The organism is Streptococcus oralis (assembly GCF_001075675.1).
Lineage (GTDB): Bacteria > Bacillota > Bacilli > Lactobacillales > Streptococcaceae > Streptococcus > Streptococcus oralis_V.
This window is the reverse complement of sequence record NZ_JUNW01000018.1, coordinates 1-14,834: the sequence shown is the minus strand read 5'-3', so window position 1 is coordinate 14,834 and position 14,834 is coordinate 1. Positions and strand designations below refer to the sequence as shown.

The window sequence follows — 14,834 nt, the reverse complement described above, 5'->3', positions numbered from 1 at the left end:
TATGACTGATAAAGATGAAAAGTTTTTTGAGAAAAAAATGGACCGTCGAGAATTTCTAAAAAAAGCAGGGATTGGAGGGGCTGGTTTAGCGCTAGGGCTCTCTGGTGCTTCTGCTTTTTTCGCACCTAAGCTTGGAAATCAAGAAAACATCTCGTACGGTAATGAAAAGATTGCTTTTTATGGCAAACACCAAGCGGGTATTACAACCCCTATGCAGAAAAAAATTTATTTTGTTGTCCTAGATTTGCATACGACAGATAAAGATAAGATTATTCAGCTATTTAAGGATTGGACAGATTATAGTAGCAAGTTGGTAGAAGGAGAATTAGTCAAAAAAGATGGTCAGAATGCTCTCTTACCACCTAGTGACACTGGAGAAACCGTGGGGCTAAATCCTCATCGTTTAACGTTGACTTTTGGTGTGTCTGCAAGTTTCCTGAAAAAAATGAATTTAGAACAAAAGCGTCCTCAACTTTTTAAGGATTTACCGCCCTTCCCAAAAGAGCAACTGCGTGAAAAATATACTGGGGGAGATATTGTTATCCAAGCCTGTGCAGATGACGAGCAAGTTGCTTTTCATGCTATTCGCAACCTTATCCGTAAAGGGAGAAATGCGGTGGCTCTCCGTTGGAGTCAGTCAGGTTTTGCAGCCATTGGAGATCGTCTGGAGACACCCCGCAACCTTTTTGGTTTCAAGGATGGAACAGCCAATGTGACCAAAGAGAAGGATTTTGATCGTGTTGTCTGGGCAGACAGCAAGGATTGGATGCAAAATGGATCCTATATGGCCGTTCGCCGCATCCAGATGTTTCTCGATACTTGGGATCGAACCAATCTTGAAGAGCAAGAAAATACCTTTGGTCGCTACAAGGAAAGTGGCGCTCCCTTTGGTAAGAAGAATGAGTTTGATGAAGTGGACTTAAGTCTTTTGCCAGATGATTCGCATGTTCGATTAGCTAAAGAGGTAGATAAGCCACTCTTACGACGATCCTATTCATATTCAGATGGCATTGATGAAAAGACTGGACAATTTGATACTGGCTTGCTCTTTATTTCTTTCCAAAAGGATCCAGATCATTTTGTCAAGGTTCAAACCAACCTCGGAGCTACAGACAAGATGAATGAGTATGTAACCCACATCGGTAGCGGTCTCTTTGCCTGCTTTGGTGGAGTAGAGAAAGGAGGCTATATTGGTCAAAAATTATTGGAAGATTAACATTTGTTTCTTAGCTTTGTCTTTTCTCTTGTTAGCTGTTTTTCCCGTAATCGCACAGGAAAGCCTGAGTTCATATTTTGTAAAGATAACGGATGCCTCTAAAGCTATAAAAAACGGAAATCAAGCAGAAGCCAAGGTTCTAGTTAGAGAAATGGCGACAGATTTTGAAACAGTAGAACATTCTGATTCGGAAGCTGGTAAGATCGTCAAGGAAAAGCTTGCTCTGACAGGAGATATAAGTGAGGAAAATCTGACACAAATTTCATCTGCTCTTCTTGCATTTGAGAAAGAGCAAAATCCAGTTGATCTTGATGCTGAAAAAGAAAAGCTTGTTAGTCGACTAAGACCGCGTTTTGAGGTTCTGGATAAGGCAATTACTTCAAAAGATATAGAGCAAATCCGAGAAGCTTATAAAAAGATGAATTCAACCTGGACGATCAATGAAAGTGTTGTTCGTGACAATAGTACGGCCCATTATGGACGTGTTGAAACAGCTATCTCCTTCTTGCGTAGTAGCATAGAAACTGAGCCTACTGATTTTAACTCCATCCAGACTTCCTTTGAGGATTTAAAAAAGGCTATTGATGATTTTGTAACTGGAAAAGAAGTCGCAGAAGCATCTTCTGATTTAAGTCTCAAAGACGGTATTTCCCTTTTGAAGAAGGCTTTGGAACAATTCCAAGCTGGTGACCAAGCATCAGGGGCAGCTAGTATGAAGGAATTCATCACTATCTGGCCAACGATTGAGGGTTCTGTTAGCACGACCAATCCTTCCCTCTATACACGAGTTGAAAGCGAAAGTCCTGTAATCATGGTCAAGGGAAGTGAGAAGGAATATCAAGAAAAATTAGAAAAACTGATTGCGGATTTATCTCAAATTGATACCAATGCAAGCTACAATGCTTTTGATGCTATGCTCATTCTCCTACGGGAAGGAGTGGAGGCCCTATTAATCGTCATGGTTTTGGTCACAACTCTAAAAGCAGCCAAGATGCGCAAAGGACTCAAGTGGGTATATGGTGGGGCCCTAACAGGTATCGCTGCGAGTCTAGTGATTGCATTTATATTACAAATTGCCTTTCCTGCTGTAACATCGGGGGCTAATCGTGAAATCATCGAAGGAGTTGTTGGTATTTTCGCAGTAGTGATGATGATTTTGATCGGAATCTGGCTTCATAGTAAATCCTCGGTCAAAAAATGGAATGACTTTATGGATTCCCAGATGAAAACTGTGACCAAGACAGGTTCATTCATTTCCATGTTTGCTCTAAGTTTTCTAGCTGTTTTTCGTGAAGGGGCAGAGACCATACTATTTTATGTAGGAATTTTACCGAGAATATCTAGTTTTGACTTTATTCTAGGTATTTCTCTGGCTTTGTTGGTCTTGCTAGTTATCGCATTCCTGATGAACAAAGCGAGTCAATTTATTCTCCCTCACAAGGTCTTCTTTATCTTGACATGGATGATTTATGCTCTGGCTTTCAAGATGCTAGGTGTTAGTTTGCATGCACTCCAGCTGACTAATATGGCTCCAAATCACTTAATATCAGGTTTCCCTACTATCGACCTATTGGGCATCTATCCAAGTTGGGAAGGTTTAGGAAGTCAGCTAGTCTTTTTGATAATTGTTTTGGTTGTCACATTGAGACAGGGTGAAAAGTAGATGGATACAAAAGAATTGACAATCGTTGAACATTTGGTAGAATTTAGAAAGAGGTTCATTGCTGTTATAGCCTGCTTTTCTATAGTCTTTTGTGGAGCTTTATTGTTTGCAGATCAGCTTTATTACTATCTAACTCAGTCCTTTAATCAAAAATTGATTGTATTAGGTCCAAATGATATTTTGTGGATTTATTTTCGTTTAGCGAGCCTAATGTCCTTTACTATTACTCTACCTTTTACAATTTATCAGATTTGGAGTTTTATCAAACCAGGCTTGAAAATAGAAGAAGCAAGAGCCATTTTTGCCTATATTCCAGCTAGTTTTATTTGCTTTCTACTTGGACTAGTCTTTGGATTCTACTTTGTAACGCCTGCCTTACTTCAAGTGCTTTTAGGACTAGGGGAAGGATTATTTGAAACCCAATTAACGGCGCAGAACTACTTAGACTTTGTTTTTCAAACAACCGTCCCTTTAGCATTCATCTTTGAATTGCCTGTCATTATCGCTTTTTTAACGTCGATTGGCTTGATTGGACCAGCCTTCTTAGTTGCTTATCGTCGTTACGCTTATTTTATTTTACTGGTGCTAGCTGTTATTTTGACACCAGCTGATTTTATCAGCGATTTAGCCATGACTATTCCTTTAATCTCGCTCTATGAGCTTAGTATTGCAATTAGCAAGAGAATAATAAAGAAAAAAATGAAAGGAGAAAAGAATGGGAATCTTACGTGATATCGGTGCTCCAGGATTGATTATCATTGTTCTAGGTGCACTCTTAATCTTTGGACCAAAACGTTTACCAGAACTGGGTGAATCAATCGGTAAAATGCTGTCTGAGTTTAAGAAGGCAGTTAAAGGACTTAGTGACCAAGAACAGGAAAAATAATCTATTCCATCTTTTACAAATAAAAACAATAAAGTTAGGAACTGTATCTGTCTTTGCGAGTTCGAACAGTTTCCTAGCTTATTTTTGTATTCTAAAAAATGTGTTTAAGTTTTCTTTAAGGTTTCTATTATATTCTAAAGAACTCTATATTAACCGAACGTTGAAAGGAGAATATAGAGGATAACCTAATTTTATTTCTTAATTTGTTATAGTCTTTCCAGGTTTAGTAAGACATTGTTCACTTTTTACCTTAAATGGTGTGTTGATTAGACTAAATGACACTCTGTCTTTTCTTCATGATGGAGGCAGATTGTGATATAATAGATAGTAATGAGTTTTTTAGAATAAACTAAAGGAGAATATAAATGATCTATGCAGGAATCCTAGCCGGAGGAACTGGCACACGCATGGGAATCAGTAATTTACCAAAACAATTTTTGGAGTTGGGTGATCGTCCTATTTTGATCCACACAATTGAAAAATTCGTCTTAGAACCAAGTATTGAAAAAATTGTAGTTGGAGTTCATGGAGACTGGGTGTCACACGCTGAGGACCTAGTTGACAAGTATCTTTCTCTCCACAAGGATCGCATCATCATTACCAAGGGTGGTGCTGATCGCAATACCAGTATCGAGAAGATTATAGAAGCTATTAATGCCTATCGTCCAATCACTCCAGAAGATATCGTGATTACCCACGACTCTGTTCGTCCATTTATCACACTTCGCATGATTCAGGACAATATCAAACTGGCTCAAAATCATGATGCGGTTGACACAGTAGTAGAAGCGGTTGATACCATTGTTGAAAGTACCAATGGTCAGTTTATCACGGATATTCCAAATCGTGCTCATCTTTATCAAGGTCAAACACCTCAGACTTTCCGTTGTAAGGATTTCATGGATTTGTATGGTTCCCTATCTGATCAAGAAAAGGAAATCCTGACGGATGCATGTAAGATTTTTGTTATCAAAGGGAAGGATGTTGCTCTAGCTAAAGGGGAATATTCAAACCTTAAAATCACAACAGTGACAGACTTGAAAATCGCGAAAAGCATGATTGAGAAAGACTAAGGCTATGATTAATCAAATTTATCAACTGACCAAACCAAAGTTTATCAATGTAAAATATCAAGAAGAAGACATTGATCAGAAGAATCATATCCTTATTCGTCCAAATTATATGGCGGTTTGTCATGCGGATCAACGTTACTATCAAGGAAAACGCGATCCAAAGATATTGGCTAAAAAGCTTCCTATGGCCATGATTCACGAATCTTGTGGAACTGTTATTTCCGATCCAACTGGGACTTATGAAGTTGGTCAAAAGGTAGTTATGATTCCCAATCAACCGCCTATGCAGAGTGACAAGGAGTTCTACGAGAACTACATGACCGGAACCTACTTCCTATCAAGTGGTTATGATGGCTTTATGAGAGAATTTGTCTCTCTTCCAAAAGATCGTGTTGTGTCTTATAATGATATTGAGGACACAGTTGCAGCCATTACTGAGTTTGTGAGTGTTGGTATGCATGCCATGGATCGTTTCTTGCATCTTGGTCATAGTAAGCGAGAGCGCATTGCTGTTATCGGAGATGGTAGTTTGGCCTTTGTGGTTGCGAATATTATCAATTACACTCTACCAGAAGCAGAGATTATCGTCTTTGGTCGCCATTGGGAAAAACTAGAGCTCTTCTCTTTTGCAAAAGAGTGCTACATTACGGATAATATCCCAGAGGATTTGACCTTTGATCATGGATTTGAGTGTTGCGGTGGTGATGGTACAGGTCCAGCTATCAATGACTTGATTCGTTATATTCGCCCACAGGGAACGATTCTCATGATGGGAGTGAGCGAATACAAGGTTAATATCAATACACGAGATGCTTTGGAAAAAGGATTGTTATTAGTGGGATCGTCTCGTTCAGGACGCGTCGATTTTGAAAAGGCCATTCAAATGATGGAAGTCAAAAAGTTTGCGAATCGTCTGAAGAATATCCTTTATCTTGAAGAACCAGTGAGAGAAATCAAGGACATTCACCGTGTCTTTGCTACAGACCTTAATACTGCTTTTAAAACAGTATTTAAGTGGGAAGTGTAGGAGATGGAGGTTAATTGTGGAAAAACTCATCAAAGAAAAAATTTCTTCTTTACTATATGATGAAGAGGAAGTACTCAGTGTTGAACAGCTGGGAGGCATGACCAACCAAAACTATTTGGTCAAAACAACCAACAAACAGTATATTGTGAAATTTTTTGGTAAAGGGACTGAAAAACTCATCAATCGTCAAAATGAAAAGTACAATCTTGAGCTTTTAGAGGATTTAGATTTAGATGTCAAAAATTACCTCTTTGATATTGAGTCAGGGATTAAAGTAAATGAATACATCGAATCGGCAGTAACTCTTGATTCAACATCTATCAAGTCCAAGTTTGAAAAGATTGCACCAATTTTACAAACCATCCATGCTTCAGGAAAAGAATTAAGAGGAGAATTTGCTCCTTTTGAGGAAATCAGCAAATATGAATCCTTGATTGAGGGACCTATCCCTTATGAAAACTATGAAGCTGTAAGAAAAGATGTATTTTTACTAGAAAAGAGATTGGATGATTTGGGTGTTGATAGAAAGTCCTGCCATATCGATTTGGTACCAGAAAACTTTATCGAGTCACCTCAAGGTCGCTTGTATTTGATTGACTGGGAATACTCTTCTATGAATGACCCGATGTGGGATTTGGCAGCTCTTTTCTTAGAGTCTGAATTTACAAAGCAAGAGGAAGATGATTTCCTTTCCTACTATGAAAGTGACAAAACGCCTGTATCACGTGAGAAAATTCGTATCTATAAAATCTTGCAAGATGCTATCTGGAGTTTGTGGACAGTGTACAAAGAAGCTCAAGGAGCTGACTTTGGAGATTACGGTGTCAATCGTTACCAAAGAGCTGTCGAAGGTTTGACTTATTATGGAGGTTAGGATGAAGAATAAAAATGGTGTTTCTTTTGGTCTGCTCTCTGGTATATTCTGGGGATTAGGTCTAACGATTAGTGCTTATATCTTTTCAATTTTTACAAATCTTTCACCTTTTGTTGTGGCTGCCGCTCACGATTTCTTGAGTATCTTTATCTTGTTAGCTTTTCTTTTGGTAAAAGAAGGAAAAGTTCGCCTCTCTATTTTCTTAAATATTCGAAATGTGAGTGTTATAATCGGTGCTTTGTTAGCTGGACCAATTGGTATGCAAGCCAATCTTTATGCGGTTAAATATATTGGTAGTTCTCTAGCTTCATCTGTATCAGCTATTTACCCAGCAGTTTCAGTTTTACTCGCCTTCTTCATTTTGAAACACAAGGTTTCAAAGAATACGGTATTTGGTGTTTTCTTGATTATTGCAGCGATCATTGCTCAAACCTACAAGGTTGAACAAGTAAACTCGTTTTACATTGGGATTCTTTGTGCCCTTATCTGTGCCATTGCCTGGGGGAGTGAAAGTGTTCTCAGCTCCTATGCTATGGAAAGTGATTTAAGTGAAATTGAAGCCTTGTTAATTCGACAAGTAACCTCATTCTTGTCCTATCTAGTGATTGTGCTCTTTTCTCACCATTCATTTGCAGAAGTGGCAGATGGGCAGTTACTAGGCCTCTTGCTTGTCTTTGCGGCCTTTGATATGATTTCCTACTTAGCTTATTATATCGCCATTAATCGCTTGCAACCTGCGAAAGCGACAGGTTTGAATGTGAGCTATGTAGTTTGGACTGTCTTATTTGCAGTTATTTTCTTGGGTGCACCGCTAGATATGCTGACAATCATCACTTCACTTATTGTTATGGCTGGTGTTTATATTATTATTAAAGAATAAAGGAGATTCGTGTGAAAGCGATTATTTTAGCAGCGGGCTTAGGAACTCGTCTGCGCCCTATGACTGAAAATACACCAAAAGCTTTGGTTAAGGTTAATCAAAAACCTTTGGTAGAATACCAGATTGAATTTTTGAAAGAGCGTGGAATTGATGAAATCATCATTGTTGTTGGCTACCTCAAAGAACAATTCGATTACCTAAAAGAAAAATATGGTGTCCGTTTAGTCTTTAACGACAAGTATGCTGATTACAATAACTTTTACTCACTTTATCTCGTTAAAGAAGACTTAGCTAACAGCTATGTCATTGATGCGGATAACTATCTCTTCAAGAATATGTTTAGAAATGATCTAGAACGTTCTACCTATTTCAGTGTTTATCGTGAAGATTGTACCAACGAGTGGTTCTTGGTTTACGGTGATGACTACAAGGTTCAAGACATCATTGTTGATAGCAAGGCTGGTCGCATTCTGAGCGGAGTTTCATTCTGGGATGCACCAACTGCTGAGAAGATTGTTGGCTTTATTGACAAAGCTTACGAAAGTGGTGAATTTGTGGATCTCTACTGGGATAATATGGTTAAAGATAATATTAAAGAACTAGATGTATATGTAGAAGAATTAGAAGGCAACAGCATCTATGAAATCGATAGTGTCAAAGACTATCAAAAACTAGAAGAGATTTTATCTTCTATTAAGTAACCAATCCAAAAAAAGAAGGCTCAGCCTTCTTTTTTTGTTGTTGAAATCAAGGGATGTTTGATATTGATTGTATTTACCAAATAAAACACAATTTATAAAAAAATGAACAAAATAAAACAAAAAATATTGACAACGATTTCATATAGTGTTATACTTATAGCATAAAAGTTAATTGAAAGAAGGGAAAATGTTATGGGATTAGATCATTTCTTTGACAAAAACCTGGTGTTTTGCTTAGAAGCGGATAATCAAGAACAACTCTTTGATCAGGTAGCAACCCTGTTGGAGGAACGAGAAATAGTAACTCCAACTTATCGTGAAGCCTTGATCACGCGTGAAAAGTCATTTCCGACTGGCTTGGATATGGAATTTCTGGGGAAAGATTTGCCAAATGTAGCGATACCTCATACAGATATTGTTCATAATCTAGCTGAGAAAGTGGTGGTTGTTCGATTAGAAAAAACAGTAACTTTTCACAATATGATAGCTCCTGATAAGGAAGTAGAAGTATCCCTACTCTTCTTTATCATTAACAACTCAAGTTCAAGTCAAACAAATATTCTGGCTCAGTTGATGGACTTTTTCACAGGAAATGGACATCTGGAAGATCTATCAAAAATTTCCGAACCAGAAAAACTTTATGCTTACATTTCCGAAGCAACCGCTTAATCTTGTCTATTAAAAAATAAAATCGGAGGAAATCCAAATGATTAAAATTCTTGCTGCCTGCGGTGCAGGTGTTAACTCAAGTCACCAAATTAAAAGTGCTCTAGAAGAAGAACTTTCAAACCGTGGTTATGATGTTCACTGTGATGCAGTCATGGTGAAAGATGTAAACGAAGACCTTATCAAGGGCTACGATATCTTTACACCAATCGCTGCAACTGACCTTGGTTTTGAACCAGGTATTCCAGTAATTGAAGCTGGACCAATCTTGTTCCGTATTCCAGCGATGAGCGCTCCAGTATTTGACAATATTGAAGCAGCTATCAAAGAACACGGACTAAGCTAATTTATTCTTTATCTTGTTAACATTCATATAACTAAAAAAACGGGAGGAACTATTATGGATGTCATTATCAATCTGGCCAACGATATCTTCAAACCTATCTTGGCTATGGGTGGCCCTATCATCATGCTGATCATTTTGACAGTATTGGCCCTACTTTTTGGAGTGAAATTCTCCAAAGCACTTGAAGGTGGTATCAAACTTGCCATCGCCCTTACTGGTATCGGTGCTATCATCGGTATGCTTAACGGAGCTTTCTCAGCATCACTTGCGAAGTTTGTTGAAAACACTGGTATCCAATTGAACATCACCGACGTTGGTTGGGCACCACTTGCTACGATCACTTGGGGTTCTGCATGGACACTTTACTTCTTGCTTGTAATGTTGATTGTCAACATTGTGATGCTTGCAATGAAGAAAACAGATACACTTGACGTCGATATCTTCGATATCTGGCACTTGTCAATCACTGGTCTTTTGATTAAATGGTATGCAGACAACAACGGTGTAAGCCAAGGGGTTTCACTCTTCATCGCAACTGCAGCAGTTGTCCTTGTAGGTATTTTGAAAATCATCAACTCTGATTTGATGAAACCAACTTTCGACGACCTTCTTAATGCACCAAGTTCATCACCAATGACTTCAACTCACATGAACTACATGATGAACCCAGTTATCATGGTCTTGGATAAAATCTTTGATAAAGTATTGCCTGGTCTCGATAAATATGACTTTGACGCTGCAAAATTAAACAAAAAAATCGGTTTCTGGGGATCTAAATTCTTTATCGGTTTCATCCTTGGTATTGTTATTGGTTTGATGGGGACTCCACACCCAGTTGCTGGAGTAGAAGATGCGTCTTCATGGGAACTTGTTATTAAAGGTTGGTTGTCTCTTGGTTTGACAGCCGGTGTAGCTTTGGAACTCTTCTCACTTATCGGATCATGGTTCATCGCAGCTGTAGAACCACTTTCACAAGGTATTACAAACGTTGCTACTAAACGTCTTCAAGGACGTAAATTCAACATCGGTCTTGACTGGCCTTTCATCGCTGGTCGTGCTGAAATCTGGGCTTGTGCTAACGTACTTGCTCCAATCATGCTAGTAGAAGCAGTGCTTCTTTCAAACGTAGGTAATGGTATCTTGCCACTTGCAGGTATCATCGCTATGGGTGTGACTCCAGCTCTCTTGGTTGTTACACGTGGTAAATTGCTCCGTATGATTATCTTCGGAACACTCTTGTTGCCTCTCTTCCTTCTTTCTGGTACTCTTATCGCTCCATTTGCAACTGAACTTGCTAAAGGTGTAGGTGCCTTCCCAGAAGGTGTGAGCCAAACTCAATTGATCACTCACTCAACTCTTGAAGGACCAATTGAAAAACTATTTGGTTGGGCAATCGGTAATGCTACAACAGGTGATATAAAAGCAATCCTTGGTGCAGCAGTCTTCCTTGTATTCTATGTAGGTATCTTTGCTTGGTATAGAAAACAAATGATCAAACGTAACGAAGAATACGCAGCAAATGCTAAATAATTCGCTCCTATAAAATGTAAATTGTGAAAACTAGGTTGTTAATTTCCTACATTGGGAGTGACAACCTAGTTTTTCGTATAAAAATCTAAAAATAGTTGGAGAATATGATGGTAATTGAAATCAAATCAGACCAGTTAACGGTCCAGTTTAAAACCTTAGGTGGCGCCTTATCGTCAATCAAGGATCGAGAAGGCATTGAGTATTTGTGGCAAGGAGATGCCACTTACTGGAGTGGACAAGCGCCAGTACTTTTTCCAATCTGTGGCTCTTTAAGAGAAGATACAGCCTTCTACAGTCATGCAGATGGAACAGAGACGAAAGGAAACATTCCTCGCCATGGTTTGGTCCGTAAAAAAGAATTTGAATTAGTTGAACAAACAGAAAACAGCGTAACCTTTGCTATTGAAGATGATGAGAATACTTATCAGAACTATCCTTATCATTTCCGCCTTGAAATCACTTATCTAGTGACTGGCAAGACTGTTCGTACTCAATACAAGATTTTCAATAAAGAAACTAATAAAGTAATGCCATTCTTTATAGGAGGACATCCAGGATTTAATTGTCCTCTGCTAGATGGAGAAACTTATGAAGATTACTATTTAGAGTTTGAGAAAGAAGAGACTTGCTCTGTTCCCCGTCCTTTCCCAGAAACTGGCATGTTAGACTTTCAAGATAGAAGTCCATGGTTGGATTCGCAAAAGGAAGTGGATCTCAGTTACGATCTGTTTAGTGTTGATGCAGTGACTTTGGATGAGTTGCAATCCAGAACAATTGCCCTTCGTTCTCGTAAGCATGAGAAGGGATTAAAAGTACACTTCAAAGAGTTTTCAAATCTTATTATCTGGTCAACTTTGAATAAGGGACCATTCATTGCCTTTGAACCTTGGTCTGGCTTATCAACATCTCTTGAAGAAGGAGATCATTTAGAAGATAAGAAAAACGTTCGTCTCTTGGAACCCGGTCAAGTAGATCAAATTGGCTTTGATATTGAAATATTTTAGATAAAAAAACCACAAAAACAAACATTTGCTGTTGACTTTTTATAAAAATAGGAGTATATTATGTTTGTAAGCAACAAATGATGTTTGTAACAAACAAATAATCACTTGTTATATTCTCTTTCGAGGAGAAAGTTTGTTTCTAGGAACTTGATTTCCTGGACTTGGATAAGGTGATATTCATCTCATTCAATCAAATTTGTCACTAAACTGCTAGAAAACCTTTTGTAGGTAAACTGCTAACTATAAAAGTCTTTACTAGCCTAGAAAAATAAAAAGGAGTATACAATATGTCTATTGTTATCGGTGCAGATGCTGCAGGTTTGAGATTGAAAGAAGTTGTGAAAGACTTCTTGGAAAAAGAAAACTTCCACGTTGTGGATGTTACAGCTGAAGGTCAAGACTTTGTTGATGTGACTCTTGCTGTTGCTGCAGAAGTAAACAAAGAAGATCAAAACCTTGGTATCGTGATTGATGCTTATGGTGCTGGTCCATTCATGGTTGCAACTAAAATCAAAGGAATGGTTGCTGCAGAAGTATCTGACGAACGTTCAGCTTATATGACTCGTGGACACAACAACTCACGTATGATCACTATGGGTGCACAACTTGTTGGTGATGAATTGGCTAAAAATATTGCTAAAGGATTTGTTAACGGCAAATACGACGGTGGTCGTCACCAAATTCGTGTTGATATGTTGAACAAAATGTGCTAATTAGATTACAGTAAGAAAGGTAAGATAAAAATGAGAATTGCAATTGGATGTGACCACATCGTAACAGATGAAAAAATGGCGGTTTCAGAATTTTTGAAATCAAAAGGATATGAAGTCATCGACTTTGGTACCTATGATCACACACGTACTCACTACCCAATCTTTGGTAAAAAAGTTGGTGAAGCCGTTACAAGCGGTCAAGCTGATCTTGGGGTATGTATCTGTGGTACTGGTGTTGGAATCAACAACGCTGTCAATAAAGTTCCTGGTGTTCGTTCTGCCTTGGTTCGTGATATGACAACAGCTCTTTATGCAAAAGAACAATTGAATGCTAACGTTATCGGTTTTGGTGGTAAAATCACTGGTGAATTGCTCATGTGCGACATCATTGAAGCTTTCATCAATGCTGAATACAAACCATCAGAAGAAAACAAAAAATTGATTGCGAAAATTGAGCACGTTGAAACTCACAATGCTCATCAAGCAGATGCAAACTTCTTTACAGAATTCCTTGAAAAATGGGATCGCGGTGAATACCACGACTAAGAGGTGACGCATGATTTTAACAGTCACAATGAATCCATCCATTGATATTTCTTATCCTTTGGATGAATTAAAAATTGACACTGTCAACCGTGTGGTGGACGTGACCAAGACAGCTGGTGGTAAAGGGCTCAATGTTACACGAGTTCTTTCAGAATTTGGTGATTCTGTTGTTGCTACTGGTTTGGTCGGTGGTAAACTTGGTGAGTTTTTAGTAGAGCATATCGACGATAAAGTAACGAAACGTTTCTTCTCAATCAAAGGAGAGACTCGAAACTGTATCGCTATTCTGCACGGTGACAACCAAACAGAAATCCTTGAAAAAGGTCCCGAAGTTCTGGAACAAGAAGGTCAAGATTTCTTGGTTCATTTCGAAAATCTTCTTAACACTGTGGAAGTAGTTGCTATCTCTGGTAGTCTGCCAGCAGGTCTTCCAGTTGATTACTATGCGAGCTTAGTAGAACTTGCTAATCGCGCAGGAAAACCAGTTGTTTTGGATTGCTCAGGTGCAGCTCTTCAGGCTGTCCTTGAATCACCACACAAACCAACAGTTATTAAACCAAATAACGAAGAATTGTCTCAGCTTCTTGGGAAAGAAGTTTCTGAGGATTTGGATGAATTAAAAGAAGTTCTTCAAGAGCCTCTATTTGCAGGGATTGAGTGGATAATCGTTTCACTTGGTGCAAATGGTGCTTTTGCAAAACATGGGGATACTTTCTATAAAGTAGATATTCCAAGAATTCAGGTAGTCAATCCTGTCGGATCTGGAGATTCTACTGTTGCAGGTATTTCATCAGGACTTCTTCATAAGGAATCGGATGCAGAACTCCTCATCAAGGCAAATGTCCTTGGTATGCTTAATGCTCAAGAAAAAATGACAGGTCATGTGAATATGGCCAACTATCAAGCTCTATATGATCAATTAATAGTAAAAGAGGTATAAAATGGCTTTAACAGAACAAAAACGTGCACGCTTAGAAAAACTTTCAGATGAAAATGGTATTATCTCAGCCCTTGCCTTTGACCAACGTGGCGCTTTGAAACGTCTCATGGCTCAATACCAAACAGAAGAGCCAACAGTGGCTCAAATGGAAGAACTTAAAGTATTGGTAGCAGATGAATTGACAAAATACGCATCATCTATGCTCCTTGACCCTGAGTATGGTCTTCCAGCTACAAAAGCGCTCGATGCCAATGCTGGTCTTCTCCTTGCTTATGAGAAAACTGGTTACGATACAACAAGCACCAAACGCTTGCCTGACTGTTTGGATGTTTGGTCTGCAAAACGCATCAAGGAACAAGGCGCAGACGCTGTGAAGTTCTTGCTTTATTATGACGTAGACAGCGCTGACGAACTCAACCAAGAAAAACAAGCCTACATCGAACGTATTGGTTCTGAATGTGTGGCAGAAGACATTCCATTCTTCCTTGAAATCCTCGCTTATGATGAAAAAATTGCTGACGCAGGTTCTGCAGAATACGCAAAAGTAAAACCACACAAGGTTATCGGTGCCATGAAGGTCTTCTCAGATCCACGCTTTAACATCGATGTCTTGAAAGTGGAAGTTCCAGTAAACGTCAAATACGTTGAAGGCTTTGGTGATGGAGAAATCGTTCATACACGTGAAGAAGCAGCAGCCTTCTTCAAAGCTCAAGACGAAGCAACAAATCTTCCATACATCTACTTGAGTGCAGGTGTATCAGCTAAACTC

Annotated in this window: 17 protein-coding genes; all 17 read left to right on the top strand. The window is 38.7% G+C overall.

The genetic code is table 11. The features are described 5' to 3' along the window. The first annotated feature begins 1 nt into the window (after position 1). Positions 2-1,216, top strand: a complete 1,215-nt coding sequence (gene efeB / locus ADM50_RS02300) for an iron uptake transporter deferrochelatase/peroxidase subunit (RefSeq protein WP_049484396.1) — start codon at positions 2-4, stop codon at positions 1,214-1,216. After that, the gene (locus ADM50_RS02295) at positions 1,191-2,879 is read left to right on the top strand and encodes an FTR1 family iron permease (protein ID WP_049484395.1); all 1,689 of its coding nucleotides are present in this window, start codon (positions 1,191-1,193) and stop codon (positions 2,877-2,879) included. Before efeB ends, ADM50_RS02295 begins: the two co-directional genes overlap by 26 nt. Then, entirely contained in the window at positions 2,880-3,611 is a 732-nt protein-coding gene (gene tatC / locus ADM50_RS02290) for a twin-arginine translocase subunit TatC (RefSeq protein WP_049484394.1), read from the top strand. It abuts the gene before it with no gap. Beyond that, on the top strand, positions 3,595-3,765 hold the full coding sequence (tatA, locus tag ADM50_RS02285; RefSeq protein ID WP_049484393.1) for a twin-arginine translocase TatA/TatE family subunit: 171 nt from the start codon (positions 3,595-3,597) through the stop codon (positions 3,763-3,765). Before tatC ends, tatA begins: the two co-directional genes overlap by 17 nt. 365 nt (positions 3,766-4,130) lie before the next feature. After that, entirely contained in the window at positions 4,131-4,838 is a 708-nt protein-coding gene (locus ADM50_RS02280) for an IspD/TarI family cytidylyltransferase (RefSeq protein ID WP_000638516.1), read from the top strand. 4 nt (positions 4,839-4,842) lie between these two features. Beyond that, complete coding sequence (locus ADM50_RS02275; RefSeq protein WP_049484392.1) at positions 4,843-5,865, top strand: ribitol-5-phosphate dehydrogenase; 1,023 nt, start codon at positions 4,843-4,845, stop codon at positions 5,863-5,865. A 16-nt stretch (positions 5,866-5,881) separates the two neighbouring features. After that, positions 5,882-6,739 carry a phosphotransferase family protein gene (locus tag ADM50_RS02270; RefSeq protein WP_049484391.1) on the top strand — a complete coding sequence of 286 codons (858 nt, stop codon included), beginning with the start codon at positions 5,882-5,884 and terminating at the stop codon, positions 6,737-6,739. A gap of 1 nt (position 6,740) precedes the next feature. Continuing rightward, a complete protein-coding gene (locus tag ADM50_RS02265; protein ID WP_049484390.1) occupies positions 6,741-7,619 on the top strand; it encodes a DMT family transporter in 879 nt (292 codons plus the stop codon). Positions 7,620-7,630: 11 nt separating this feature from the next. Continuing rightward, entirely contained in the window at positions 7,631-8,320 is a 690-nt protein-coding gene (locus ADM50_RS02260; RefSeq protein ID WP_049484389.1) for a CTP--phosphocholine cytidylyltransferase, read from the top strand. 192 nt (positions 8,321-8,512) lie between these two features. After that, entirely contained in the window at positions 8,513-8,989 is a 477-nt protein-coding gene (locus tag ADM50_RS02255; protein ID WP_049484388.1) for a PTS sugar transporter subunit IIA, read from the top strand. A 37-nt stretch (positions 8,990-9,026) separates the two neighbouring features. After that, complete coding sequence (locus tag ADM50_RS02250) at positions 9,027-9,332, top strand: PTS sugar transporter subunit IIB (protein WP_000590551.1); 306 nt, start codon at positions 9,027-9,029, stop codon at positions 9,330-9,332. Positions 9,333-9,386: 54 nt separating this feature from the next. After that, entirely contained in the window at positions 9,387-10,862 is a 1,476-nt protein-coding gene (locus ADM50_RS02245; RefSeq protein ID WP_049484387.1) for a PTS galactitol transporter subunit IIC, read from the top strand. Positions 10,863-10,969: 107 nt separating this feature from the next. After that, positions 10,970-11,866 carry an aldose 1-epimerase family protein gene (locus ADM50_RS09330; protein ID WP_080983053.1) on the top strand — a complete coding sequence of 299 codons (897 nt, stop codon included), beginning with the start codon at positions 10,970-10,972 and terminating at the stop codon, positions 11,864-11,866. A gap of 287 nt (positions 11,867-12,153) precedes the next feature. Then, positions 12,154-12,579, top strand: coding sequence for a galactose-6-phosphate isomerase subunit LacA (lacA, locus tag ADM50_RS02235; RefSeq protein ID WP_049484386.1), 426 nt, complete (start codon positions 12,154-12,156; stop codon positions 12,577-12,579). 30 nt (positions 12,580-12,609) lie between these two features. Next, positions 12,610-13,125, top strand: a complete 516-nt coding sequence (gene lacB, locus ADM50_RS02230) for a galactose-6-phosphate isomerase subunit LacB (protein ID WP_001216921.1) — start codon at positions 12,610-12,612, stop codon at positions 13,123-13,125. Positions 13,126-13,135: 10 nt separating this feature from the next. Continuing rightward, entirely contained in the window at positions 13,136-14,065 is a 930-nt protein-coding gene (locus tag ADM50_RS02225) for a tagatose-6-phosphate kinase (RefSeq protein ID WP_049484385.1), read from the top strand. A 1-nt stretch (position 14,066) separates the two neighbouring features. Then, positions 14,067-14,834, top strand: a 768-nt coding sequence (gene lacD / locus ADM50_RS02220) for a tagatose-bisphosphate aldolase (RefSeq protein ID WP_049484384.1), incomplete at its 3' end; no start/stop codon positions are given.